22 protein-coding genes are annotated in these 23,421 nt (G+C 59.4%); 10 read left to right on the forward strand and 12 right to left on the reverse strand.

Annotation, left to right across the window (positions count from 1 at the left end; all coding sequences use genetic code 11):
* Positions 1-25 precede the first annotated feature (25 nt).
* The 3 genes from OZ428_RS17320 to OZ428_RS17330 form a co-directional block, all read right to left on the reverse strand.
* Positions 26-1,090, reverse strand: coding sequence for a DUF1176 domain-containing protein (locus OZ428_RS17320; RefSeq protein ID WP_269130644.1), 1,065 nt, complete (start codon positions 1,088-1,090; stop codon positions 26-28).
* A 53-nt stretch (positions 1,091-1,143) separates the two neighbouring features.
* Positions 1,144-2,283 (reverse strand): glycerate kinase, encoded by a 1,140-nt coding sequence (locus tag OZ428_RS17325; RefSeq protein ID WP_269130645.1) that lies wholly within the window; start codon positions 2,281-2,283, stop codon positions 1,144-1,146.
* Between the two features lie 91 nt (positions 2,284-2,374).
* Positions 2,375-3,481 carry a sugar diacid recognition domain-containing protein gene (locus OZ428_RS17330; RefSeq protein ID WP_269130646.1) on the reverse strand — a complete coding sequence of 369 codons (1,107 nt, stop codon included), beginning with the start codon at positions 3,479-3,481 and terminating at the stop codon, positions 2,375-2,377.
* A gap of 162 nt (positions 3,482-3,643) precedes the next feature.
* Here OZ428_RS17330 and OZ428_RS17335 point away from each other — a divergent pair, with 162 nt between their 5' ends.
* On the forward strand, positions 3,644-4,954 hold the full coding sequence (locus OZ428_RS17335; protein WP_016974773.1) for an MFS transporter: 1,311 nt from the start codon (positions 3,644-3,646) through the stop codon (positions 4,952-4,954).
* Positions 4,955-4,967: 13 nt separating this feature from the next.
* On the opposite strand, the gene OZ428_RS17340 is transcribed toward OZ428_RS17335, so the two are convergent.
* The gene (locus OZ428_RS17340) at positions 4,968-5,672 is read right to left on the reverse strand and encodes an SDR family oxidoreductase (RefSeq protein WP_269130647.1); all 705 of its coding nucleotides are present in this window, start codon (positions 5,670-5,672) and stop codon (positions 4,968-4,970) included.
* A gap of 101 nt (positions 5,673-5,773) precedes the next feature.
* Here OZ428_RS17340 and OZ428_RS17345 point away from each other — a divergent pair, with 101 nt between their 5' ends.
* The 3 genes from OZ428_RS17345 (at position 5,774) to rarD (ending at position 8,905) form a co-directional block, all read left to right on the forward strand.
* Positions 5,774-6,676 (forward strand): LysR family transcriptional regulator, encoded by a 903-nt coding sequence (locus tag OZ428_RS17345; RefSeq protein ID WP_269130648.1) that lies wholly within the window; start codon positions 5,774-5,776, stop codon positions 6,674-6,676.
* A 79-nt stretch (positions 6,677-6,755) separates the two neighbouring features.
* On the forward strand, positions 6,756-7,766 hold the full coding sequence (locus OZ428_RS17350; RefSeq protein WP_033902924.1) for an aldo/keto reductase: 1,011 nt from the start codon (positions 6,756-6,758) through the stop codon (positions 7,764-7,766).
* Positions 7,767-8,023: 257 nt separating this feature from the next.
* Complete coding sequence (rarD, locus tag OZ428_RS17355) at positions 8,024-8,905, forward strand: EamA family transporter RarD (RefSeq protein WP_038851006.1); 882 nt, start codon at positions 8,024-8,026, stop codon at positions 8,903-8,905.
* 55 nt (positions 8,906-8,960) lie between these two features.
* Here the strand turns inward: rarD and hppD are convergent, their stop codons facing one another.
* Both hppD and OZ428_RS17365 read right to left on the reverse strand, forming a co-directional pair.
* Positions 8,961-10,037, reverse strand: a complete 1,077-nt coding sequence (gene hppD, locus OZ428_RS17360) for a 4-hydroxyphenylpyruvate dioxygenase (RefSeq protein WP_269130649.1) — start codon at positions 10,035-10,037, stop codon at positions 8,961-8,963.
* Between the two features lie 245 nt (positions 10,038-10,282).
* A complete protein-coding gene (locus OZ428_RS17365; RefSeq protein WP_269130650.1) occupies positions 10,283-11,206 on the reverse strand; it encodes a DMT family transporter in 924 nt (307 codons plus the stop codon).
* A gap of 77 nt (positions 11,207-11,283) precedes the next feature.
* On the opposite strand from OZ428_RS17365, the gene OZ428_RS17370 reads away from it, so the two are divergent.
* From OZ428_RS17370 to OZ428_RS17380, 3 genes are all read left to right on the forward strand, one after another.
* Positions 11,284-12,153: a LysR family transcriptional regulator gene (locus OZ428_RS17370; protein ID WP_269130651.1), complete on the forward strand. Its 870-nt coding sequence runs from the start codon at positions 11,284-11,286 to the stop codon at positions 12,151-12,153.
* A 97-nt stretch (positions 12,154-12,250) separates the two neighbouring features.
* The gene (locus OZ428_RS17375; protein WP_269130653.1) at positions 12,251-13,792 is read left to right on the forward strand and encodes an EAL domain-containing protein; all 1,542 of its coding nucleotides are present in this window, start codon (positions 12,251-12,253) and stop codon (positions 13,790-13,792) included.
* Between the two features lie 198 nt (positions 13,793-13,990).
* On the forward strand, positions 13,991-14,356 hold the full coding sequence (locus OZ428_RS17380) for a histone-like nucleoid-structuring protein, MvaT/MvaU family (RefSeq protein ID WP_038850932.1): 366 nt from the start codon (positions 13,991-13,993) through the stop codon (positions 14,354-14,356).
* 112 nt (positions 14,357-14,468) lie between these two features.
* Here the strand turns inward: OZ428_RS17380 and OZ428_RS17385 are convergent, their stop codons facing one another.
* Positions 14,469-15,005, reverse strand: coding sequence for a DUF4946 domain-containing protein (locus OZ428_RS17385; RefSeq protein WP_269130654.1), 537 nt, complete (start codon positions 15,003-15,005; stop codon positions 14,469-14,471).
* A gap of 195 nt (positions 15,006-15,200) precedes the next feature.
* On the opposite strand from OZ428_RS17385, the gene gloA reads away from it, so the two are divergent.
* Complete coding sequence (gene gloA / locus OZ428_RS17390) at positions 15,201-15,722, forward strand: lactoylglutathione lyase (RefSeq protein ID WP_016974784.1); 522 nt, start codon at positions 15,201-15,203, stop codon at positions 15,720-15,722.
* A gap of 50 nt (positions 15,723-15,772) precedes the next feature.
* On the opposite strand, the gene ahpF is transcribed toward gloA, so the two are convergent.
* From ahpF to OZ428_RS17405, 3 genes are all read right to left on the reverse strand, one after another.
* Positions 15,773-17,338 (reverse strand): alkyl hydroperoxide reductase subunit F, encoded by a 1,566-nt coding sequence (gene ahpF / locus OZ428_RS17395; RefSeq protein WP_269130655.1) that lies wholly within the window; start codon positions 17,336-17,338, stop codon positions 15,773-15,775.
* Between the two features lie 129 nt (positions 17,339-17,467).
* On the reverse strand, positions 17,468-18,031 hold the full coding sequence (ahpC, locus tag OZ428_RS17400) for an alkyl hydroperoxide reductase subunit C (protein WP_010210361.1): 564 nt from the start codon (positions 18,029-18,031) through the stop codon (positions 17,468-17,470).
* Positions 18,032-18,175: 144 nt separating this feature from the next.
* Positions 18,176-19,102: a site-specific integrase gene (locus tag OZ428_RS17405; protein ID WP_269130656.1), complete on the reverse strand. Its 927-nt coding sequence runs from the start codon at positions 19,100-19,102 to the stop codon at positions 18,176-18,178.
* Positions 19,103-19,272: 170 nt separating this feature from the next.
* Between OZ428_RS17405 and OZ428_RS17410 the strand changes: the two genes are divergently transcribed.
* Positions 19,273-20,280, forward strand: a complete 1,008-nt coding sequence (locus OZ428_RS17410; protein WP_269130657.1) for a DNA-binding protein — start codon at positions 19,273-19,275, stop codon at positions 20,278-20,280.
* On the opposite strand, the gene gorA is transcribed toward OZ428_RS17410, so the two are convergent.
* Both gorA and galU read right to left on the reverse strand, forming a co-directional pair.
* On the reverse strand, positions 20,281-21,639 hold the full coding sequence (gene gorA / locus OZ428_RS17415) for a glutathione-disulfide reductase (RefSeq protein ID WP_269130658.1): 1,359 nt from the start codon (positions 21,637-21,639) through the stop codon (positions 20,281-20,283). It abuts the gene before it with no gap.
* 105 nt (positions 21,640-21,744) lie between these two features.
* Positions 21,745-22,584 (reverse strand): UTP--glucose-1-phosphate uridylyltransferase GalU, encoded by an 840-nt coding sequence (gene galU, locus OZ428_RS17420; protein WP_028616217.1) that lies wholly within the window; start codon positions 22,582-22,584, stop codon positions 21,745-21,747.
* A gap of 307 nt (positions 22,585-22,891) precedes the next feature.
* On the opposite strand from galU, the gene OZ428_RS17425 reads away from it, so the two are divergent.
* The gene (locus tag OZ428_RS17425) at positions 22,892-23,077 is read left to right on the forward strand and encodes a hypothetical protein (RefSeq protein ID WP_033902935.1); all 186 of its coding nucleotides are present in this window, start codon (positions 22,892-22,894) and stop codon (positions 23,075-23,077) included.
* Positions 23,078-23,421: the final 344 nt, after the last annotated feature.

The raw sequence follows: 23,421 nt of genomic DNA on the forward strand, positions 1-23,421 counted from the left end.
TGTAGAGGCGCTGTGGGCCCGATGGCTAGGGTGCTGGCATGGTCGTCCACAACGCTGGCCAATCACCGTAACCGACCCCGGTGCAACGCGGCATTCTGTGGAACTCGCTGAGCTGGAAACGCTTGCCATCGAACACCCAGGAAGCCCCGCCGCCGCAATCACCGATCCCACGCTGCTTGTAGAAATAACTCAGGGTCCCGGACGCTTCGTCATACCCGACCGAGCCTTGCAGCGCAGCGTCTTCCAGGGGCAGCGGTTGCAGGTCCATTGGCGTTTCCTTGTAAGGCGCCTGGCGCTCACGGCTGCTCACATCGAACTCGCAGTTATAGGCCGCACAGTCGTAACGCGTCACCGTCATGGCCTGTTGCGCCGTCAGCGCGCCAACTGTTGCCTCGGGCTCACCTTCCTCAGGCTTCACGGCCTGCAAGGCAGCGGCCACCAGACCCGTCTGCTCCTGGGCAGTCAGCGGCGGCGCCACTGTAAACTTGCGCAGCACCGGCGCCGGCACGCGTGGCGCAACCTCACTGGCGGCGCCCTTTCCGGGCCGTGCCAGGGCCGTCACGTTGTCCACACGGCCCTGCACGGCATCCATCAACAGCAACGCAGCACTCAGGCCGCTGAGCGACACATGGGCCGCCTCGTCGCCCGGTAACTGCAAGCGCTGGCCATTGCGCAAGCGCTGCAACCAGCGCCGCGCGGCCGCGTCCTCGATCACCCCGAAGGACTGCACATCGGGGTCGCCGCCCTGGTCATCCAGCTCGACGTGCAAGTCCTGCGTCAGTTCCAGGCCCAGCGGCTTGCCATCCAGCAGCAAATCAGACAGGTCCACCTCCTCGCCTCGATGATCAAAACGCAAACGCAGATACCCTTGAGGACCGGCCTGGTGCCAGAGGTGCAAGGTCAGCGAGCTGTAATCCTCTTCATCGACGCCACTGGGTGCACTGAGAGCGTGGCAATTGCGCAGGTTGTCGCAACCGGTGACCCACTGCTTGATCTCCCGCAGCAGCGGGACCGTTTCGGTAGGGGGTTGAGCGAAGGCTGGGGCGGTGGCGCCTGTCAGAAACAGAGCCAGGAGTGCGGGGCGCAGCATAGGGACTCTCCGTGTCGAAAAGGCGCGGATTGTCCCATGCCTGGGGTTTTACGTCAGCGCCGTGTTGCCACGCGCCATACCCGCGCAATATCCGCCGCCCGCTCCTGCAATAAACGCGGTGCCTCGCTGCACGCCTGTTCCAGGCTCATCGGGCCGCAAGGCAAGGCGAAGGCGGCGTCTACGCCGTGGGCGTACATCTGTTCGTAGCCATCACCCAAGGTGCCGGCAATCACGATCACCGGTACGTTGTGTTGTTGGGCAATGCGTGCCACGCCGAACGGGGTTTTTCCGCGCAGGGTCTGGGCGTCGAAGCGGCCTTCGCCGGTGATCACCAGGTCGGCGCCACGTACGGCTTCGTCCAGGCCGACCAACTCTGCCACCACGTCGACACCCGCGCGGAACTGCGCGCCCAGGAAGGCCTTTGCGGCGAAGCCCAGACCACCCGCAGCGCCACTGCCAGGTTCGTCGCGTACATCGTTGGGCAGGACCTTGGCGCAGTGGTCGGCGAAGTGGCCCAGTGCAGCGTCCAGCTGTTGGACTTGCTCGGGGTTCGCGCCCTTTTGCGGGCCAAAAATCGCTGAGGCGCCGTGGGGGCCGCACAGCGGGTTGTTGACGTCGGCGGCGATTTCAAAGCGTACCTGGGCCAGGCGCGGGTCGAGGTTTTCGAGGTTGATCTGTGCCAGGCGGGCCAAGGCCAGGCCTCCGGGCGGGAGTGCCTGGTGTTCGGCATCGAACAGCTGCACGCCGAGCGCCTGCATCGCCCCCGCGCCACCGTCGTTGGTGGCGCTGCCGCCAATCGCCAGGATGATGCGTTGGGCGCCGGCATCCAGGGCGGCGCGGATCAGTTCGCCGGTGCCATAGGTGGTGGTTTTGCAGGCGTCGCGCTGGCCCGTTGGGACCAGTTGCAAACCGCTGGCTTCAGCCATTTCGATGATTGCGGTGTGGCTGTCGGCCAACCAGCCCCAATGCGCTTCAACTGCGACCCCCAACGGGCCGAGTACGCTGTGGTGGCGCAACTCGCCATTACAGGCGGCCAGCACCGAATCCACCGTACCTTCACCACCATCCGCCATCGGGCACTGGATCAATTGCGCATCCGGCCAGACCTGGGCCAACCCGGCCGCGATGGCCTGGGCGACGCCTTCTGCACTCAGGCTGTCCTTGAACGAGTCGGGGGCGATGATGATTTTCATGGGCTTTCTCCGGTTTTTATAACGCCCATGCTGCCAGTTGCCACAGCTGAAGACGCCGGTCCGATGCACAAGTACGGCGGCGCTTTGTTGTTCATTCCGACAAAGCCTGGGGCAGCAGCTGTACGCCCAGGTAGAGCGCGAGCATGCCGTCCAGGGTCAGGGGGTCGACGCCACTGAGTTCGGCAATCCGTTCCATGCGGTAACGCAGGCTGTTGCGGTGAATACCCAGGGCATCGGCACAGGCCTGGCTTTGCCCGTCGTGTTCGCACCAACTGCGCAATGTGGCTTGCAGTTGACCATTGCTGTCCTTGGCCAGCACTTTACGCAGGGGGTTGAGCAGTTCGTCGAGCGCGTCGTCATTGCGATGGCGCCAGAGCATCACGGGCAAGCGATAGCGATTGAGGGTCAACAGGCGCGACTGCGGCAGTACATCACGGCCATAGGCGAGCAGATCACCCACGCGTCGATAGCAACGGCGCAGCCCGGCCAGACCATCCGCTTGCCCGCCCACGGCGACACGCAGGATGTTCCAACCGAGGCCTTCGAGTTTTTCCAGCAAGCGCGGGTTGTCGACCGGCACTGCCGCTGGCCGGCACCACAGCAATGAGTATTGTGCCGAGCTGACACACCAGCTGTCCGGATAACGCGAGGTCAGCCAGGCACTCAGGGCTTCCGCCGATTGTCCTGCGCCCAGTTCAAACAGGTACGGCGTGCGCGCCAGTTGCGGCTTGAGCCCCAGTTGCTGGGCTTCGTCCACCAAGCGCGGCGAATCGCCAGCTTCCGCCAACAGCAAGGCCAGCAGATCATCACAGCGTTGGCGCCGCCATTGTTGCTCGGCCTGCTGGTGGCGATGACTGACCAGCATTTCTGCGGTCATGCGCACCAGTTCGGCGTAGGTACGCAGGCCTTCGGGTTCGCCGGTGATGCCAAGCACGCCGATCAGGCGCCCGTCGTGCAGCAACGGCAGGTTGATGCCCGGTTGCACGCCCTTGAGGTGCTTGGCGGTCTGGCCGTCGATTTCCACTACGCGACCATTGGCGAGCACCAGTTGTGCGCCTTCATGGCGGGTGTTGATGCGCTCGGGCTCGCCGCTTCCGAGAATCAGGCCTTGGCTGTCCATGACGTTGACGTTGTAGGGCAGGATCGCCATGGTCCGATCGACGATATCCTGCGCCAGGTCATGATCCAGCTCGAACATGGGGCTAAATTCCTTGAAAGCGATGGGTTGTTCATAGGCACAGCGCAAAGCCGGCTTCACTGTGCGCAAGCACAAAGACAGCAGCCTGCCAGGTGGCCGAGACTCAGTGGGCGATCAACGTTACCCTCGCATCGCGAAAAATCATAATAAAGAGAGACTGCCATGTCACAGAGCGCCACGACCCCACTGGCCACCGATGACGATAAAAACGCCATCTACAAGCGCATTACCCTGCGCCTGATCCCCTTCATTTTCATCTGCTATCTGTTCAACTACCTCGACCGGGTAAACGTTGGCTTTGCCAAGTTGCAGATGCTCGATGCGTTGAAATTCAGCGAAACCGTATACGGCCTCGGTGCCGGGATCTTCTTCATCGGCTACGTGCTGTGTGGCGTACCGAGCAACCTGGCGTTGACCAAGTTCGGTCCACGGCGCTGGATTGCGTTGATGATGATCGTCTGGGGCACGCTGTCCACCTGCCTGCTGTTCGTCACCACGCCGACACACTTCTACACTTTGCGCCTGTTCACCGGTGCCGCCGAAGCGGGCTTCTTCCCCGGCGTGGTGCTGTACCTCTCGCAGTGGTTCCCGACCTTCCGCCGTGGGCGGATCATGGCGCTGTTCATGTCGGCGATCCCGGTTTCCGGTCTGCTCGGCAGCCCGTTCTCCGGCTGGATCCTCAACCACTTCGCCGCTGGCCAAGGCGGCCTCGCGGGCTGGCAGTGGATGTTCCTGCTGCAAGGTATTCCGACCGTCGTGCTGGGCGCCCTCGCCTACTTCCTGCTCAGCGACAGCTTTGCCAACGCCAAGTGGCTCAAGCCCCACGAACGCGCAGTACTGGAAGCCGATCAGGCGACCGACCTGGCGAACAAGCCGAAGACCACCACCGATTCCCTCGCTGAGGTGTTCAAGAACCCTGCCATCTGGGCGTTCGGCCTGATCTACTTCTGCATCCAGAGCGGCGTGTACGCCATCAACTTCTGGCTGCCGTCGATCATCAAGAACCTGGGATTCAGCGACAACCTGGTGATCGGCTGGCTGAGTGCGATCCCTTACCTGCTGGCGGCAGTCTTCATGTTGCTGGTGGGCCGCTCCGCCGACTTGCGCAAGGAGCGTCGCTGGCACTTGGTGGTACCGATGCTGATGGGCGCTGTCGGCCTGGTGATCGCAGTGAACTTCGCGACCACACCGGCCATTGCAATCCTCGGCCTGACCATCGCCACCATGGGGGCGCTCACCGGCCTGCCGATGTTCTGGCCAGTGCCTACCGCCATGCTCAGTGCGGGCGCGGCGGCAGGTGGCCTGGCGTTGATCAACTCCATGGGCCAGATGGCCGGCTTCCTCAGCCCGTACATCGTCGGCTTCGTGAAGGATGCCACCGGGTCCACAGACGTGGCGTTGTACCTGCTGGCGGCGGTGATCGTGGCCGGTAGTGTGTTGGCGCTACGAATGACGCGCACCCTGAAGGCTTAAAACGCTCCAGCCATCAGAGCAGACCGCCGCCGTCGATATCAATGACGGCGCCGGTCATAAAGCCATTTTCCATGGCCAGTACATACCCCGTCGCAACCTCCTCCGCCTGCCCCACTCGCCCCACCGGCAGCGCACTACCGGCCTTGGCAAACATCGCCAAGCGCTGATCTTCTGCAAGCCCGGCATACGCCGGCGTATCAATCACCCCCGGACTGATCGCATTGACCCGGCGTGGCGCCAGTTCCTTGGCCAACTGCTTGACCAGCGCTTCGGTCGCAGCGTTGATACCGGTCTTGATGAATTGCCCCGCCACGGATTTACGCCCCAATTGCCCGGAGGTCAGGCTGATGCTGCCGTGCTCGCTCAAAAATGGCAGTGCCAACTGGATGGCCCGCAGTGAGCCCCACAGTTTCACGTTGAAGTTCTCCTGGGCTTCACTCAGATCGGTTTCGATCAAGGTCTTGGCGCGCACGCTTGGCCCCGAGGTGTAGACCAGGTGATCAAAGCGCCCCACCGTTTCGAACAGACGTTGCAGGGAAGCCGCATCAGTGACGTCAACCGGCTCGCTGCGCAAGCCGTTTTCGACGCCGGGCACCAGGCGCCGCCCGGCCAACACCACCTGCGCACCCCGCGCGGCAGCAGCCTTGGCCACGGCGGCACCGATGCCGCTGCTGCCGCCGATCACGATGACGGTTTTGCCATTGAGGGAAGAAGTCATGGAAGAGATTCCTGATTGAGAAAGTGAGTGTTTATCTTCCCAGCTTGGCAATCGGCGAAAAATCCCGGTAAAACGACAAGATCTTTAAAGGATTTTTACAAATGAGTTCGATCCTCGATCTTGAAGTCTTCGTGCGCACCGCCGATACCGGTAGCTTGTCCTCCGCCGCCCGTGGCCTGGGCTTGACGCCGGCGGCAGCGAGCATCGCCCTCAAGCGCCTGGAAACCCGCCTGGGTATTCGCTTGCTGGCACGCTCCACGCGCAGCATGCGCCTGACCGAGGAAGGTCGGCGCTACCTCGACAGCGTGCGCGTGGCACTGGCGGCGTTATCTGAAGGCGAACAAGCGCTCAAACAGCAAAGCCTGGGCTTGAGTGGGTTGCTGCAACTGGCCGCGCCGTCGGATTTCGGGCGCAATGTGGTGCTGGGCTGGCTGGACGAGTTCAAGGCCGAGCACCCGAACATCCGCCTGCAATTGATGCTCAACGACAGCAATGCCGACCTGTTCCGCGAAACCGTGGACATCGCCCTGCGCTTTGGCGTGCCCCAGGACTCCAGCCTGGTTGCGTTGCCGATTGCCCCTGATCACCACCGCGTCGCCTGCGCCAGCCCCGCCTACCTTGCACGCCACGGCACACCGCGCGAGCCCATGGAATTGTCCGCGCACAGTACGCTGCGTTACATGCGCCAGGGCCAGGTGAGCAAGACGTGGCGGTTTCGCCAAGGTGATCAGCTACAGGAGGTGGAAGTCTCAGGGGATTTCCTCAGCAACGACGGAGAAATCGTCCGCCGTTGGGCGCTTGGCGGGCATGGCATCGCCTACAAGGCGAGGCTCGACGTGATCGGCGATATCGCTGCCGGTCGACTGGTGCCGCTGTTTGAGGATTGGCAAGGCGAGCCTGCCCCGTTCAACCTGATGTGCCCTCACCGCCTGCAGGTGTCGGAACGGGTGAAGGTGCTTCATCGATTTCTACAGGCACGTTGCCAGGCGTTGCTGGGTACATGAAGAAACACGCGCGGGGCTTGTCCCAGAGCGGCTGAGTCTGGTATTGCAAGGTTACATTTCCCGCCTTGAGGAGTTATCCATGATTTACCGCACATTGGGCCAGTCCGGGTTGAAGGTCAGCGCCTTGACCCTGGGCACCATGATGTTTGGCGAACAGACCAACACCGAGGACTCGCTGCGCATCATCGACAAGGCCTGGGACCAGGGCATCAATTTTATCGACACGGCGGACGTCTACACCGGCGGTCGCTCCGAGGAAATCGTCGGCGAAGCCATTGTGCGCAATCGCCAGGATTGGGTGGTGGCGTCCAAGGTCGGCATCGGCCCGGCGGACGGCTTGCCCAACCGCAGCGGCTTGAGCCGCAAGCGTATTTTCAACGCGTTGGAAGCCAGCCTGACACGCCTCGACACCGACTACCTGGATATCTACTACCTGCACCGCGAGGACCACAACACGCCGCTGGAAGTGACGGTGTCGGCGATTGGCGATCTGATCCGCCAGGGCAAGATCCGTTATTGGGGCCTGTCCAATTATCGTGGCTGGCGTATTGCCGAGGTGATTCGTGTGGCGGAGCGCCTGGGCGTCGACAAGCCGGTGATCAGCCAACCGCTTTATAACATCGTCAACCGCCAGGCCGAAGTGGAGCAGATTACCGCGGCAGCCGCCTACGGCCTCGGCGTGGTGCCTTACAGCCCACTGGCCCGCGGCGTGCTCAGCGGTAAATACGCCCCGGACGTTACCCCCGAGGCCGGCAGCCGCGCGGCGCGCCAGGACAAACGCATCCTGGAAACCGAATGGCGTGTGGAATCGCTGCGCATCGCCCAGCAGATCCAGCAGTACACCCAAGGACGTGGCGTCGGGATTGTTGAGTTTGCGATTGCCTGGGTATTGAACAACTCGGCGGTCAGTTCGGCGATTGTCGGGCCGCGTACCGAGGCGCAGTGGGACGCCTATATCGGCGCGCTGGAGGTGAAGATCAGCGCCGAGGATGAGGCGTTTATCGATTCGCTGGTGACGCCGGGGCATTCGTCCACGCCGGGGTTCAATGATGTCGGGCATTTTGTTTCGGGGCGTGTGGCGCACCTTTAAGCCTGAAAAACTGGTGTGGCGAGGGAGCTTGCTCCCGCTGGGTCGCGTAGCGGCCCCGGCTTTTTGAAAGACTGGGACTGCTGCGCAGTCCAGCGGGAGCAAGCTCCCTCGCCACAAGGTTTGATCTGAACCGGTACTCCGCGATAAGCCCTCTGAAAAACGCCCCAAAACAGCGCAACCTTCTCCCGCCAAAAAGCTCCATAATCCCCTCCTGAAATCCCCCCTCTTTTGTATCAATGGTTTTTCGCGAGGACAGTGTGTCTAAAGGTGTTGTTTTATCGGTCTTGGCCTCGGTGCTGTTTGCCGTGATGTATTACTTCACATCATTGCTCACGCCCTTGAGCGGGCTGGAAATTTTCGGCTGGCGCATGTTGCTGACCGTACCGTGCATGACAATCTTCATGATCGTCAGCGGCGAATGGCGGCGCGTGTGGGAGTTGGTACAGTTGTTGGCGGCCAAGCCTCGTTTGATTGCGGGTGTGTTGTTGTCTTCCGCGTTGTTGGGCGTGCAATTGTGGCTGTTTATGTGGGCGCCGCTGAATGGGCGCAGCCTGGATGTGTCGGTGGGTTACTTCCTGTTGCCGCTGACCATGGTGCTGACCGGGCGCCTGGTGTGGGGTGAACAGCTGTCCTATCTGCAACGGATCGCCGTGTTTTTTGCCGCCCTCGGTGTACTCAACGAGTTGTACCAGGCCGGTGGATTCTCCTGGGCAACGCTGGTGGTGATCATTGGTTATCCGGTTTACTTCATCGTGCGCAAATACCTCAAGACCGACCATCTGGGCGGGCTTTGGCTGGATATGGCGCTGATGCTGCCGGTGGCCTGGTGGTTTGTGCAGAGTGGCGAGCAAGGCTTTGCGGTCATGGATGCCCACCCGAAACTGTATGCGCTGATCCCGATGCTGGGGCTGATCAGTGCCTCGGCGCTGGTGAGCTACATCATCGCCAGCCGGCTACTGGCGTTCAGTCTGTTTGGGTTGCTCAGTTATGTGGAGCCCGTGCTGCTGCTGGGCGTGGCATTGATCCTGGGGGAAGGGATCAAGGGTGGCGAATGGTTCACCTACATCCCGATCTGGCTGGCGGTGATGGTGCTGGTGTTTGAAGGCTTCAAACACTTGGTGCGCCAACGCAAAGCCTGATGCGCAGCCAATAAAAAGCCCGGCCGGGGTCACCCTCGGCCGGGCTTTTCTACGCTTAGTCGGCGGTCAATACACCACGACGCACCTGGTCGCGTTCGATGGACTCGAACAGCGCCTTGAAGTTGCCCTCGCCAAACCCATCATCGCCCTTGCGCTGGATGAATTCGAAGAACACCGGGCCCATCAGGGTTTCCGAGAAGATCTGCAACAGCAGGCGCTTGTCGCCTTCCACCGAAGAACCGTCCAGCAGAATCCCGCGTGCCTGCAATTGATCCACCGGCTCGCCGTGGTTCGGCAGGCGGCCTTCGAGCATTTCGTAATAGGTGTCCGGCGGTGCGGTCATGAAGCGCATGCCGATCTTCTTCAACGCGTCCCAGGTCTTGACCAGGTCGTCGGTGAGGAACGCCACGTGCTGGATGCCTTCGCCGTTGAACTGCATCAGGAACTCTTCGATCTGCCCCGCGCCCTTGGACGACTCTTCGTTGAGCGGGATGCGGATCATGCCGTCCGGCGCACTCATGGCCTTGGAGGTCAGGCCGGTGTATTCGCCCTTGATGTCGAAGTAGCGCGCTTCACGGAAGTTGAACAGTTTTTCGTAGAAGTTGGCCCAATAGGCCATGCGACCGCGATAAACGTTGTGGGTCAGGTGGTCGATGACCTTGAGGTTTGCACCGACCGGGTTGCGCTCCACCCCTTCGAGGTACACGAAGTCGATGTCATAGATCGAGCTGCCTTCGCCAAAACGGTCGATCAGGTACAGCGGCGCACCACCGATGCCTTTGATCGCCGGCAGGTTCAACTCCATCGGGCCGGTGTCGATATGGATCGGTTGGGCACCGAGTTCCAGGGCGCGGTTATAGGCTTTTTGCGAGTCCTTGACGCGGAACGCCATGCCGCACACCGATGGGCCATGTTCGGCCGCAAAGTAGGAGGCGATGCTGTTGGGCTCGTTGTTGAGGATCAGGTTGATCTCGCCCTGGCGGTACAGGTGCACGTTCTTGGAGCGGTGGGTCGCGACTTTGGTAAAGCCCATGATCTCGAAGATCGGCTCCAGGGTACCCGGCGTCGGCGACGCGAATTCGATAAATTCAAAGCCCATCAGGCCCATTGGGTTTTCGTATAGATCTGCCATGGTGGCACCTCATCATTCTTGTAATAGACACAGTATTAGTGGCGAGCAAGGATGAGGTTGCAGGGTGGCGCACAGGAAAGGCCTCGCACGCTGCGGGCGAGGAAGTCACCAAAGATGAGGGGGGAGCCGAGTAGCTTCATGGGGTCATCAGTCTCTGACGGCTTAGGCTTGCGTGAGCGCAAGTCCATATTCTTGTATGCGTAAATCGATTCTACACAGCGTAACCAGGTTTGTCCGTACTCTTATCAAATCCCCATTGCCCTGGCGCGTGCAAGGGGTTTGTTGCACAGGTAGATGCCCAGCAGGATCAGCGCACCGCCGCTCAGCATGGAAAGGGTCAACTGTTCATCCAGCAGCAAGGCGCCACAGATCACCGCTGTCAGCGGATTCAGCGCGATGAAGACGCCGGAGCGCGTCGCGCCGATACGCCGGATGCCATCGTAATAGCCAATATAGGCCAGCGCCGAACCCAGCACGCCGAGGTACATCAGGCTCAGCCCTTGCGCGAGATGCACGTTGCCCATCGCCTCCAGCGTAAAGCGCCCCATGACCAGTGTGGTGACGGTCAGCATGAGCGTGCCCAGCAGTATCGACCACGTAACCGTCTGCAGCGGCCCCAGACTCTGATTCAAACCACGGGAAAACAATGAGTAGATGCCCCACCCCGCGACACACCCGAAGATCAGCACATCCCCACGCCAAGTGCTGGTTGCGTCGTTAAATACCTGGGGGTTGCGACTGACGATAACCACGGCGGCCCCCGCCAGACACAGCACGATCCCTGCGATTTTGCCGACACCGAGGCGCTCCTTGAACAACCAACAGGACGCCAGGCCGATCACGGCCGGGTTCAGCGCCACGATCAATGAAGCGCGCGACGCGTTGATGAACTGCAACCCGTAGAAGAAACACAGGTTGTAGAAAAAGATGCCGAAGAAGCCCAGCATCGCCAGTTGCAGTAGCTGCCGAGGGTTTGGCCGGACCAACGGGATGCGTGCCAAGCCCAGAAATACCAGCAACGCCAGGCTGGCCAGCGCAAACCGCAGGCTGGCCGCCAGCAAAGGGTCGAGCGTCCCGCTCAGGTAGCGACCGGCCACAAAGGTGCCGCCCCAGATCATGGTGACGGCGGCCAGCTTCATATAAGTGATGCGATCTGAACTTGAATGCACGGGACAGGGCTCTGATGGCTTGAGATTGCCTGCATTCTTCTGGTAATACGGTGTCATCGTAAAATGAGTGATTACTCATGACCCTGACTCAACTCGAAATCTTCTCACTCGTTGCCGAGCTGCAAGGCTTTACCAGCGCCGCGCACCGCCTCGGCATCAGCCAATCAGCGGTCTCTCACGCCATCAAAGGCCTGGAACAGGAACTGGGGGTGGCGCTGTTCAGGCGCCATCAGGCTCAGGTCGAACTCAGCGACATCGGCACACAGTTGCTGGGGCGTGCACGGGCGATGCTGGGGCTGGCCAACACGCTGCAACAGGAAGCGGCGGACGCCCGCGGCATGAAACGCGGGACGCTGCGAATCGGCTCATTCGGCCCCACCTCTTCGACCTACTTGCTGCCAAAGATCCTCAACCGATTCCGCCTGGAGTATCCGGGCATTGAAGTCCACGTGGACGAAGGACCCGACAGGCAAGTCATCCAATGGCTCGACGAACGTAGGATTGATATTGGCTTTGTGGTGCTGGACCAGGAACGCTTCGACACCTTCCCGCTGTTCGAGGACCAGATGGTCGCACTGCTGCCGGCCGAGCATAAGCTGGCTGCCCGTGAACACGTGAGCCTCAAGGATTTGTGCAACGATCCTTTCGCGCTGACCGAGGCCGGCTCCACTGAATTGGTGATGCGCCTGTTCAACCAGGCGCGACTGACCCCGAAGGTGCGTTATCGCTGTTCGCAATTGCTGAGCACCCTGGAGACCGTCAGCCGGGGTGATGCGGTCAGCGTGGTGGCACAGGCCTCATTGCCGGTTGGGCGCGATCCTCGGTACATACAGCGCGCATTATCTCCCCGTGTGCCGCGTCAAGTTGGCCTCGCCGTGCTCGACCGGCGCCAATCTTCTCCTGCCGCACTCGCCTTTATTCGTATTGCCCAAGGCCTGGAGCTATAGCGGCGCATACTGGCCAAATGGCTAGGCGCGCGAGCTTATTTCAGTCGAGCCATCTATCATCGACTCAATCTGACCCCTGTAACAGGCCGTTCACTCCATGCCCCTGACCGTCAACGGCCCGCGAAAACGCGCCACTCGCTACTTGATCACCTCGCTGAGTGCGCTGCTGCCGATTGCGCTTGGCGTCCTGATCCTGCACTGGCAAGCCGAACGTACCTTGCAACAAAGCACGGCCCAGACCGCCCAGGAGGCAGTGCGCCAATTCGACCTGATGCTCGACAATACCGCCCTCGCCGCCAAGGCCTTGCTGCCACTGGCGGGGCTACCCTGTGATAACGGCGCACAACTGGCCCTGCGCGAACAAGTCACGCGGCGCCCGTTTGTGCGTGCGACCACCTTGTCCTGGCAAAAAAACATCTATTGCAGCTCGTTGTTCGGCAGCAACTATGAATTGCCGGTCAACCCGGATGATTATGTTGATGGCCGGTTATGGCTGATGAACGGCAACCCAGTGACACCGGATACCGCGCTACTGGTCTACCGATTGGTCGACGGCGACAAGGCAGCTTTTGCGTCGATTGATGGTTACCACCTGACCAACGCCCTGCGCCTGATCAGCCGATACGCCCATCTGGTGCTGCAAGTGGGGCCGAATTGGCTCGGGGCTGATGGCAAGGTGCATGACACTGCGGTGCCAGCGTTCGCAGTGGCCCACCATCACTTGGCGTCCGCACGCTATCACTACAGCGTCGACGCAGGCATGCCGGCCGGTGAAGTGTGGCGCTACATGCAGGCCCGATACCCGGCAATGTTCAGCCTGACCGTGTTTTTTGGCGTCCTAGCAGGGCTTTTGGCGCACTGGCTGCAAAAGCGCTCATCGGCACCGACTCACGAATTGCAGCGGGCATTGGGCGCCAATGAATTCATTCCGTATTTCCAACCGGTGGTACGAGGCGATACTCGTGAGTGGGCCGGCTGCGAAGTACTGATGCGCTGGCAACACCCTAAAGAAGGCCTGGTACGCCCTGACCTGTTTATCCCCCTGGCCGAGCATTCGGGCCTGATCGTACCGATGACCCGCGCCCTGCTGCGCCAGACCGCCGCGCAACTGGCGCCTCATGCGGCGCGTTTCAGCCCTGGGTTTCATATCGGTGTGAATATCACCGCACGCCATTGCCAGGATTTGGCCTTGGTGGACGACTGCCGTGAGTTTCTGGCCGCCTTTGCTGTGGGCCAGGTGACGTTGGTGCTGGAGTTGACCGAGCGCGAGCTGATCGTGCCCACTGACATTACCCGCCAGCTGTTCGACGCCCTGCATCAACTGGGGGTAATGATCGCTATTGATGACTTCGGCACCGGCCACTCCAGCCTGGGCTATTTGCGTAACTTCAATGTCGACTACTTGAAGATCGACCAGAGTTTTGTCGCCATGATCGGTGCCGATGCACTCTCGCGGCATATTCTCGACAGCATCATTGAACTGTCCGGCAAACTCGATTTGGGCATTGTTGCAGAAGGTGTGGAAACGCCTGAACAGTCCGATTACCTGGCCGCTCAAGGCGTGGATTTCCTGCAGGGTTACCTGTTTGGAAAGCCTTTGCCGTGCGATGAATTTATTAAATCACTGGCCAGCCATTGAATAGCCATGCACTACCTGCTCTGAAATAATGTTATTTAGACAAAAGACATGATTTACTCGTAGCAAATTAACTACTACAATTTTTCCAGCCTGTGCAGAACTCGCGGGACGGCTTCTTTCTTGAGTCGCCTTAAAGCGCTTGGCTTATAGCTTTGTCTGCAGTTGATATCAGCCAAACACACTATTGGAGTACCTATTTTGTCCAGACTCGCCGAATTTCGCGCAGCCGAAAAAGCCCTTCAAGAGCAGCTTGCCCAGCTGGAATCCCTGAAGAACGACGCCGGCCTGAAGAAAGAAATCGAATTCGAAGAAAAGCTCCAGGGCCTGATGAAGACCTACGGCAAAGGCCTGCGCGACATCATTTCCATCCTTGATCCAAACCCGGGCAAGTCCAGTGCTGCTGCCGTCAGCGCACCAAAACAGCGCCGCGCACGCGTAGTCAAGGTTTACCAGAACCCGCACACTGGTGAGCTGATCGAAACCAAAGGCGGCAACCACCGCGGCCTCAAGGCCTGGAAAGAACAGTACGGTGCAGCCACTGTAGATTCCTGGCTTCGCGGCTGATTGCACGGCACTAACAAAGAGCCCCGCTTATGCGGGGCTTTTTTAATTCTGCGGTTCGAAACCGAACTTAAATAACGTTTCATTATGTTCAGAATCGACAGGCATTACACACTTAAAGTTTCAGGCTATCGCGCACCGAACTGACCTCATCCTTGCTTGCTTCGTACGCCTCGGCCTGCCCTGCGTATGAAAAAACATAGGCCTTATCGGCATCAACCGCGCCCACCAATGTTTGCGAAAGCACGTGACGTCCATTTTCGGTTATCACACAAGTAGTTTCCAACGCCTCAAGACGGCTCAATGTTGTAGGGTGCATCTTGCTGCACACACTTTGATAACCGCCCTGGGCAAAATCTTTCTGGATGGACTTGCGCATCTCCAGCAATACACCTTGAAGATTAACCTTATGCCCCGCTTCAATCGGTGTACCAGTTAACTCCATTACCATCAAGGTCGTGCCATTTTCATCATTCTTGATTGCACGCTGGCGCGACACCGCCTGGGGTTTGGCAGGTGCTTCATCATCCGGTACCACCTCTTCGACCTGCCAGCCACTGGGCCAATGAATTTCGGGGGCCGCCGCCAGTACGCAGGAACTGCCGACCAGCAAACACACAGCGCTCAACAGCGGTTTACGAAATGCGATCATTGCAAAAATACCCAAGGTTCAAGCGACAAAGTTTGAGCCCCGCCGCCCCTGTGTCGCAAGGCCTGAATGGGCTTTTTCATTTGGCGCCTGGGGCGAGCCTTGCGTATCATGGACCGGCTGCACGGATGCCAGCCGCAAGCCAAGGAACCGCTCACATTTCAGAGCTGCGTTTGCCCCATTTTTTCTGGAGGGCCCATGAGCCTGCACGAACTGAACACTTTCCCGGGCGTTACCGCCCAACCGGACACCGCCACCACGAACTTCGTGTTCAACCACACCATGCTGCGGGTCAAGGACATCACCAAGTCGCTGGACTTCTACACCCGCGTCCTGGGTTTTTCCCTGGTTGAAAAGCGCGACTTCCCGGAAGCCGAATTCAGCCTGTACTTCCTCGCCCTGGTAGACAAATCCCAGATCCCTGCCGACGCCGCCGAGCGCACCCAGTGGATGAAGTCGATCCCAGGCATCCTGGAGCTGACCCACAACCACGGCACCGAAAACGACGCCGACTTTGCCTACCACAATGGCAATACCGACCCGCGTGGTTTTGGCCATATCTGCATCTCGGTGCCGGATATCGTCGCTGCCTGTGAGCGTTTTGAAGCCCTGGGCTGCGACTTCCAGAAGCGCCTGAGCGATGGCCGCATGAAGAGCCTGGCCTTCATCAAGGACCCGGACGCTTACTGGGTCGAGATTATCCAGCCCGCACCGCTGTAACGAAAAAACCCCATGATCACTCATGGGGTTTTTCATTTCGGTCTGCGGATTTACGCCGGGGCGGAAGTCCGGATCAAGTGATCGAAAGCACTCAGCGAAGCCTTGGCGCCCTCGCCCACTGCAATCACGATCTGCTTGTACGGCACCGTCGTCACGTCGCCGGCGGCGAATACGCCTGGCAGTGAAGTCTCACCCCGCGCATCGACGATAATCTCGCCGCGCGGCGTCAGTTCCACGGTGCCTTTGAGCCAATCGGTGTTGGGCAGCAAACCGATCTGTACAAAGATCCCTTCCAGGTCGATGGTCTTGAACTCGCCGCTGTCACGATCCTTGTACGCCAGGCCGGTGACTTTCTGGCCATCGCCTTTCACTTCGCTGGTCAACGCACTGGTGATCACGTCAACGTTCGGCAGGCTGTAGAGCTTGCGTTGCAGCACGGCGTCGGCGCGCAATTTGCTGTCGAACTCAAGCAAGGTCACGTGGCTGACGATACCGGCCAGGTCGATGGCCGCCTCAACGCCGGAGTTACCACCGCCGATCACCGCCACACGCTTGCCCTTGAACAGCGGACCGTCGCAGTGTGGGCAGAAGCACACGCCTTTAGCCTTGTATTCCTGCTCGCCCGGCACACCCATTTCGCGCCAGCGGGCGCCGGTGGCCAGGATCACGGTCTTGGACTTCAGGGTCGCACCGCTTTCAAAACGGATTTCGTGCAGGTCGCCGGCGTTTTTCGCAGGCACCAGGCTGCTGGCGCGCTGCAGGTTCATGATGTCTACGTCGTATTGACGCACGTGGGCTTCGAGCGCGCTGGCCAGTTTCGGCCCTTCGGTCTCTTGTACCGAGATGAAGTTCTCGATGGACATGGTGTCCAGCACTTGGCCGCCAAAACGCTCGGCAGCAACGCCGGTACGGATGCCTTTACGTGCAGCGTAGATCGCGGCCGCAGAACCGGCTGGGCCGCCGCCGACGACAAGTACATCAAAGGCGTCTTTGGCGCTGATTTTCTCGGCGGCTTTTTCAATGCCACTGGTGTCGAGCTTGGCAAGAATCTCTTCCAGGCCCATACGGCCCTGACCGAAGTTCACACCGTTCAAGTAAACACTCGGTACCGCCATGATCTGGCGCTCGTCGACTTCAGCCTGGAACAGCGCGCCGTCGATGGCGACGTGGCGGATGTTCGGGTTGAGCACGGCCATCAGGTTCAGCGCCTGGACCACGTCCGGGCAGTTCTGGCAGGACAGCGAGAAGTAAGTCTCGAAGCTGAACTCGCCTTTGAGGGCGCGGATCTGTTCAATGACTTCGACACTGGCCTTCGACGGGTGGCCACCGACTTGCAGCAGGGCCAGCACCAACGAAGTGAATTCATGGCCCATCGGGATGCCGGCGAAACGCAGGCTGATCTCGGCACCCGGGCGATTGATGGAAAACGACGGCTTACGCGCATCATCACCATCGGTTTTCAGGGTAATCAGCGTGGTGAGGCTGACAACATCCTGCAAAAGGGCATGCATTTCCTGGGATTTCGCGCCGTCATCGAGGGAGGCGACGATCTCGATCGGCTGGGTGACCCGTTCCAGGTATGACTTCAACTGAGCTTTAAGATTGGCGTCCAACATACGGGCGATTTCCTATAAATTTCGGTTTATTGCAGACAAAAAAACGCCCGAGCGAATCTCGCCCGGGCGTTTTTGGGGGCGGATGCAGCTTACTTCAGTGCGGAATACCGCCCTTGAGACTTCACAGACTTAGATCTTGCCGACCAGGTCCAGGGATGGAGCCAGGGTGGCTTCGCCTTCTTTCCACTTGGCTGGGCATACTTCACCTGGGTGGGCAGCAACGTATTGAGCGGCCTTGATTTTGCGCAGCAGTTCGGAAGCGTCACGGCCAACACCGCCGTCGTTCAGTTCAACGATCTTGATCTGACCTTCTGGGTTGATCACGAAAGTACCGCGATCTGCCAGGCCAGCTTCTTCGATCAGTACGTCGAAGTTGCGGGAGATGGTCAGGGTTGGGTCGCCGATCATGGTGTACTGGATCTTGCCGATGGCTGGCGAAGTGTTGTGCCAAGCAGCGTGGGCGAAGTGGGTGTCGGTGGAAACGCTGTAGATCTCGACGCCCAGCTTCTGGAATTCGGCGTAGTTGTCGGCCAGGTCTTCCAGCTCGGTTGGGCAAACGAAGGTGAAGTCGGCTGGGTAGAAGAACACAACGGACCACTTGCCTTTCAGGTCGGCGTCGGACACATCGACGAAGTTGCCGTTTTTGTAGGCGGTAGCTTTGAACGGTTTTACTTGGCTGTTGATGATAGGCATCGTTGACTCTCCGTCAGGTTTGTAGAAGGGCTTAGTAAGTTGATGAGGTGAATCCTACCCACTCTCTCGACCGATGGCTCATTGGCAAACCTGATGCTGACGATTGGTTTTCCCTATCAGGTGACTGTATTAATAGAAGAAATCTCAAAGCAGCGGTTGCGTCGCCAGGGTCATGCCAAGAAAGGGCGTCGCTTCAACATAGCGCATGGCGGATTTCATGTCGCTCCAGCCGACGTAACTCATCAATGACTTCAAATCCCAGCCGCTGCGGTGAGCCCACGTGGCAAACCCACGGCGCAGCGAGTGACTGGTGTAGTGCTCGGCGGGGATGCCGGCGCGCTCCAGCGCCTGGCGCAGCAACGGGATCACGCTGTTGGGGTGCAACTCCTCCTCCCCCAGGTTGCCCCAGCGATCAATGCCGCGAAACACCGGGCCACGCACCAATGCCGAGGCGCTGAGCCATTCGCTATAGGCCTGCACCGGGCACAGGCGCAGCAACGCCGGTGTGTGATAGGTCTTGCCGAGGTTGTCACGGTCGCTTTTGCTGCGCGGCAGATACAGGCTGATCCCGGCACCGGGCGTCGCTTGCACATGCTCGATCTCGAGCCGACACAGCTCATCGCTGCGAAAGCCGCGCCAGAAGCCCAGCAGGATCAGCGCAGTGTCGCGCTTGGCGCGCAGTAGCCGAGGCAAGTCGTGGGCCGCCTCTTTCGCCTCGCTCTCAAGGGAGGCCACCACCTGTTCAAGGTGTTTGAGTTGCAGCGGCTCGGCTTGCTTCTCCCGCACCGGATGCACGGCGCGAATGCCCTTGAGCACTTTGCGCACCACCGGCGCCTTGGTCGGATCGGGAAAGCCCTGGCTCGTATGCCACTGCGCCAGTGCCGAAAGCCGTAACTTCAGCGTGTTGACCGCCAAGACGCCGGCATGTGCCACCAGATAACGCGCCACGCTGTCGCTGGTCGCGGGCAGGAACCCTCCCCAGCTCACTTCGAAATGCTCGATGGCGGCACGGTAACTGCGCCGCGTGTTATCGCGGGTGGCGGCGTTGAGGTAACGATCCAAATCGCTCATTAAAGGCCTATTCGTACTGCTGGCGGTGGCTTTCGCGGGTCCAACCCGCATGACACGGGATAATACGCCAATATCCCATCTGTTAAATCATGATTTCAAACGATATTTTATTCATGATATAGTACGTATATACATACTACGTACCACATTACGAAATCGACGGAGACCCCATGGCTCGCGGCGGCATTAATAAAGCAGTAGTTCAAACGGCACGCCTGGCGATCCTCGCCCGAGGCGAAAACCCCAGCATCGACGCTGTACGCATCGAAATGGGCAATACCGGCTCGAAAACCACGATTCATCGCTATCTGAAGGAGCTGGATGAGAGCGAAACCCGAGTCACCATTACCGAGGCACCCATCGACGACGAGCTTGGCGAACTGGTGGCGCGCCTGGCGCAACGCTTGAAGGAGAAAGCTCAGGAGCCTATCGACCAGGCCCTGGCGCAGTTCGAGCAACAGAAAGCCGCCCTGCTCGCCCAACTGGAAGCCCTTGAGGAAACCCATGGTCAACTCAAGCAACAGTTTGATATCCAGGCCGCCGCCCTGGCAGAAGAAAGCGCGGCCCTGCAAACCACCAGCACCAGCCTGCAGACCGAACAAACCCGTAACGCCGGGCTGAGCCAGGCGTGCAGTGATTACGAGCTACGGATCAACGACAAGGACGAGCAGATCCGCTCGCTGGAAGAAAAGCACCTGCACGCAAGGGACGCCTTGGAGCATTACCGTAATGCGATCAAGGAGCAGCGTGAGCAGGAACAGCGCCGTCACGAAGGCCAATTGCAGCAGGTACAGGCAGAATTGCGCCAGGCCCAGCGGAGCGCCATGGTGCGTCAGGATGAAATCACCCAACTGCATCGTGACAACGAGCGACTGCTGATCGAACATCGGGTGACATCGAAAGAGTTGACGGCGCTGCAGGAACAATCCCGCAAAGACCAGGCCCAGCAGCTCAAGCAGAGCGAACAGGTGAGCCTGATTGACAGCGAGCGCACCCTGCTTCAGGAGCGCCTGCGCGTTGCCCTGCTGGAAAGTCAGTCACGCCAGGAAGCGTTGACCGAACACCAGCACTCCAACAAAACCCTGGAGTTGGAACTGGTCAAAGCCCAGGCCAGTATCGAGGCATTGCGCCTGGCGGCCGCCGTTGCGACGGCGCCAGAGGCAACGCCCGAGCGCTGATCAGCCCGCCACAGGCGTGCGCATGGTGACGAACTCTTCCGCCGCCGTAGGGTGCACGCCGACGGTGTCGTCGAAATGCTGCTTGGTCGCGCCCGCCTTGAGCGCGATCGCCAGGCCCTGGACGATCTCGCCGGCATCCGGCCCGACCATGTGGCAACCCAGCACCTGGTCGGTGTCGGCGTCGACCACCAGCTTCATCAGGGTTTTTTCCTGGCACTCGGTCAGGGTCAGCTTCATTGGCCGGAAACGGCTTTCGAAGATCTGCACTTTATGGCCCTTCTCTTTCGCCTCTTCTTCAGTCAGGCCAACCGTGCCGATGTTGGGCAGGCTGAACACCGCCGTCGGGATCATGGCGTAATCCACCGGACGATATTGCTCAGGCTTGAACAGCCGACGCGCCACGGCCATGCCTTCGGCCAACGCAACAGGTGTCAGTTGAACGCGCCCGATCACGTCGCCGATGGCCAGGATTGACGATTCGGCGGTCTGGTACAGATCGTCCACTTCGACGAAACCACGCTTATCGAGCTTCACGCCGGTGTTTTCCAACCCAAGGTTGTCCAGCATCGGGCGGCGACCCGTGGCGTAGAACACACAGTCCGCGTCCAGCACGCGACCGTCTTTTAGCGTGGCTTTGAGGCTGCCATCGGCTTGCTTGTCGATACGCTCGATATCGGCATTGAATTGCAGGTCGAGGCCACGCTTGGTCAGCTCTTCTTTCAGATGTGTACGCACCGAACCGTCGAAGCCACGCAGGAACAGGTCACCGCGATACAGCAGGGTTGCCTGTGCGCCCAAGCCATGGAAAATCCCTGCGAACTCGACGGCAATATAGCCACCACCGACCACCAGTACACGCTTTGGTAATTCCTTGAGGAAGAACGCCTCATTGGAGCCAATGGCATGTTCACGCCCTGGAATCTCCGGAATCTGCGGCCAGCCCCCCGTCGCGATGAGGATGTGCTTGGCGCTAAAGCGCTCGCCATTGATCTCGACTTGATGCGCATCCACCAGGCGCGCATGCCCTTCATGCAGGGTCACACCACTATTGACCAGCAGGTTGCGGTAGATGCCATTGAGGCGATTGATCTCGCGATCTTTATTGGCGATCAGGGTGGCCCAATCAAAATTCGCCTCGCCCAGAGACCAACCAAACCCGCTGGCCTGCTCAAAATCCTCGGCAAAGTGTGCGCCATACACCAACAGCTTTTTCGGCACGCAGCCGACGTTGACGCAGGTGCCACCCAGGTAGCGGCTTTCCGCCACGGCCACTTTGGCACCAAAGCCTGCGGCAAAACGCGCCGCACGAACACCGCCGGAACCGGCGCCAATCACATACAGGTCAAAATCGTAAGCCATTTCACTCTCCTCGGCAGGCAACCAGCATACCGATTTACATGGGGCTGAAAAACGAAAAAGCCACCCGAAGGTGGCTTTTTTGGAACAGGCTGCTTACAGCGTTAATCAGTAAGCCTTGCCAGTCTTGTAGAAGTGCTCATAGCAGAAGTTGGTCGCTTCGATGTAGCCTTCAGCGCCACCGCAGTCGAAACGCTGGCCCTTGAACTTGTAGGCAATGACGCAACCATCTTTGGCTTGCTTCAACAGCGCGTCGGTGATCTGGATTTCGCCGCCCTTGCCTGGCTCGGTTTCTTCGATCAGCTTGAAGATGTCCGGGGTCAGGATGTAACGGCCGATGATCGCCAGGTTCGACGGGGCATCTTCCGGTGCTGGCTTTTCAACCATGTCACGTACGCGGATCAGACCATCGCCGATTTCGTCGCCCGCGATTACGCCGTATTTGTTGGTTTCCTGTGGGTCCACTTCCTGGACTGCCACGATGGTGCAACGGTATTTCTTGTACAGATCAACCATCTGCTCCAGAACACCCTTGCCTTCCAGGTTGACGCACAGGTCATCCGCCAGCACCACGGCGAACGGTTCGTCACCGATCAGCGGGCGGCCAGTCAGGATCGCGTGGCCGAGGCCTTTCATCTGGGTCTGGCGAGTGTAGGAGAACGAGCACTCGTCCAGCAGCTTGCGGATGCCGACCAGGTATTTTTCCTTGTCGGTGCCCTTGATCTGGTTTTCCAGCTCATAGCTGATGTCAAAGTGGTCTTCCAGCGCGCGCTTACCACGGCCGGTCACGATGGAGATTTCGTTCAGACCGGCATCCAGTGCCTCTTCGACGCCGTACTGAATCAGTGGCTTGTTCACCACCGGCAGCATCTCTTTGGGCATGGCCTTGGTCGCTGGCAAGAAGCGAGTGCCGTAACCGGCTGCTGGGAACAAGCATTTCTTGATCATATGGGTCCTTACAAAGGGCTGTGCGTACGGAATTCGGCGCAGTCTAATCAGGCCGCAGCCACCTTACAATGGGTCCTGCTGGCGTTGCGATGTCATCATAGAGAAAAAATGTCGGCGTAAGTTCCGCTGGTCTCGCGAAGAGCCTCCACACCGGCACGGCAAAAACTGCCTGCACCTCAGGATTTCAAAGGGCTGCACCCTTTTTAGCACGCTTTTGCACCCAGGACACTGACCTAGAATAACCTGCGCGCACCTGCCGCATTTGGCGCTATCATTACGCCCTTGAATCACACCACGAGATTGCTAGATGTCAGAACCAAAAGGCGTAAACGGCTACTTGATCACGAAGCGAGCGGACGGTTGGCACCTGATCAACTTCCACGGTGACAGCGTCGCCGGGGTCTTCCCCACCGAGAGCCAGGCGATCGCCGTGGCCGAAGTGTTTGTGGACGAAGCAGGCCACGCGTCGAGCAAACGACCGAAAACCAAGTAAGTTCCGCTGCGCTGCCATCAAGCCCCGTTCACCGGGGCTTTTTTGTGGGCGGCGCCCCGCTGAAACCGCGCCGTGGCCGTTACACGGCGACATCTATCGATGTTTGCATCATTAATCTCTGTAATTCTATTCTTACAGAAATCATAACGATCAAAACACCCTTCCCTTTAATAAAAGTAGTCCATCTCTTACAGCTAATTATTGATTTTTGGCAAAATGCCATATCCCTCTTACACATCCCGACATAACCGGGCTACGCAACTAGCCGAATCAGGCGACTTACTTTTGTCCCTGCAAGCCCAATAATTGCCTGAGTTCGAACGCCGCTAAAACCTGCAATGCAA

This window comes from Pseudomonas sp. GXZC (genome assembly GCF_026967615.1).
Lineage (GTDB): Bacteria > Pseudomonadota > Gammaproteobacteria > Pseudomonadales > Pseudomonadaceae > Aquipseudomonas > Aquipseudomonas azotoformans_A.

Bases quoted from the DNA above. Each gene is read 5' to 3' on its own strand.
- OZ428_RS17320 (WP_269130644.1), bottom strand. From the start codon at position 1,090: ATGCTGCGCCCCGCACTCCTGGCTCTGTTTCTGACAGGCGCCACCGCC.
- OZ428_RS17325 (WP_269130645.1), bottom strand. From the start codon at position 2,283: ATGAAAATCATCATCGCCCCCGACTCGTTCAAGGACAGCCTGAGTGCA.
- OZ428_RS17330 (WP_269130646.1), bottom strand. From the start codon at position 3,481: ATGTTCGAGCTGGATCATGACCTGGCGCAGGATATCGTCGATCGGACC.
- OZ428_RS17335 (WP_016974773.1), top strand. From the start codon at position 3,644: ATGTCACAGAGCGCCACGACCCCACTGGCCACCGATGACGATAAAAAC.
- OZ428_RS17340 (WP_269130647.1), bottom strand. From the start codon at position 5,672: ATGACTTCTTCCCTCAATGGCAAAACCGTCATCGTGATCGGCGGCAGC.
- OZ428_RS17345 (WP_269130648.1), top strand. From the start codon at position 5,774: ATGAGTTCGATCCTCGATCTTGAAGTCTTCGTGCGCACCGCCGATACC.
- OZ428_RS17350 (WP_033902924.1), top strand. From the start codon at position 6,756: ATGATTTACCGCACATTGGGCCAGTCCGGGTTGAAGGTCAGCGCCTTG.
- hppD (WP_269130649.1), bottom strand. From the start codon at position 10,037: ATGGCAGATCTATACGAAAACCCAATGGGCCTGATGGGCTTTGAATTT.
- OZ428_RS17370 (WP_269130651.1), top strand. From the start codon at position 11,284: ATGACCCTGACTCAACTCGAAATCTTCTCACTCGTTGCCGAGCTGCAA.
- OZ428_RS17375 (WP_269130653.1), top strand. From the start codon at position 12,251: ATGCCCCTGACCGTCAACGGCCCGCGAAAACGCGCCACTCGCTACTTG.
- OZ428_RS17385 (WP_269130654.1), bottom strand. From the start codon at position 15,005: ATGATCGCATTTCGTAAACCGCTGTTGAGCGCTGTGTGTTTGCTGGTC.
- gloA (WP_016974784.1), top strand. From the start codon at position 15,201: ATGAGCCTGCACGAACTGAACACTTTCCCGGGCGTTACCGCCCAACCG.
- ahpF (WP_269130655.1), bottom strand. From the start codon at position 17,338: ATGTTGGACGCCAATCTTAAAGCTCAGTTGAAGTCATACCTGGAACGG.
- ahpC (WP_010210361.1), bottom strand. From the start codon at position 18,031: ATGCCTATCATCAACAGCCAAGTAAAACCGTTCAAAGCTACCGCCTAC.
- OZ428_RS17405 (WP_269130656.1), bottom strand. From the start codon at position 19,102: ATGAGCGATTTGGATCGTTACCTCAACGCCGCCACCCGCGATAACACG.
- OZ428_RS17410 (WP_269130657.1), top strand. From the start codon at position 19,273: ATGGCTCGCGGCGGCATTAATAAAGCAGTAGTTCAAACGGCACGCCTG.
- gorA (WP_269130658.1), bottom strand. From the start codon at position 21,639: ATGGCTTACGATTTTGACCTGTATGTGATTGGCGCCGGTTCCGGCGGT.
- galU (WP_028616217.1), bottom strand. From the start codon at position 22,584: ATGATCAAGAAATGCTTGTTCCCAGCAGCCGGTTACGGCACTCGCTTC.
- OZ428_RS17425 (WP_033902935.1), top strand. From the start codon at position 22,892: ATGTCAGAACCAAAAGGCGTAAACGGCTACTTGATCACGAAGCGAGCG.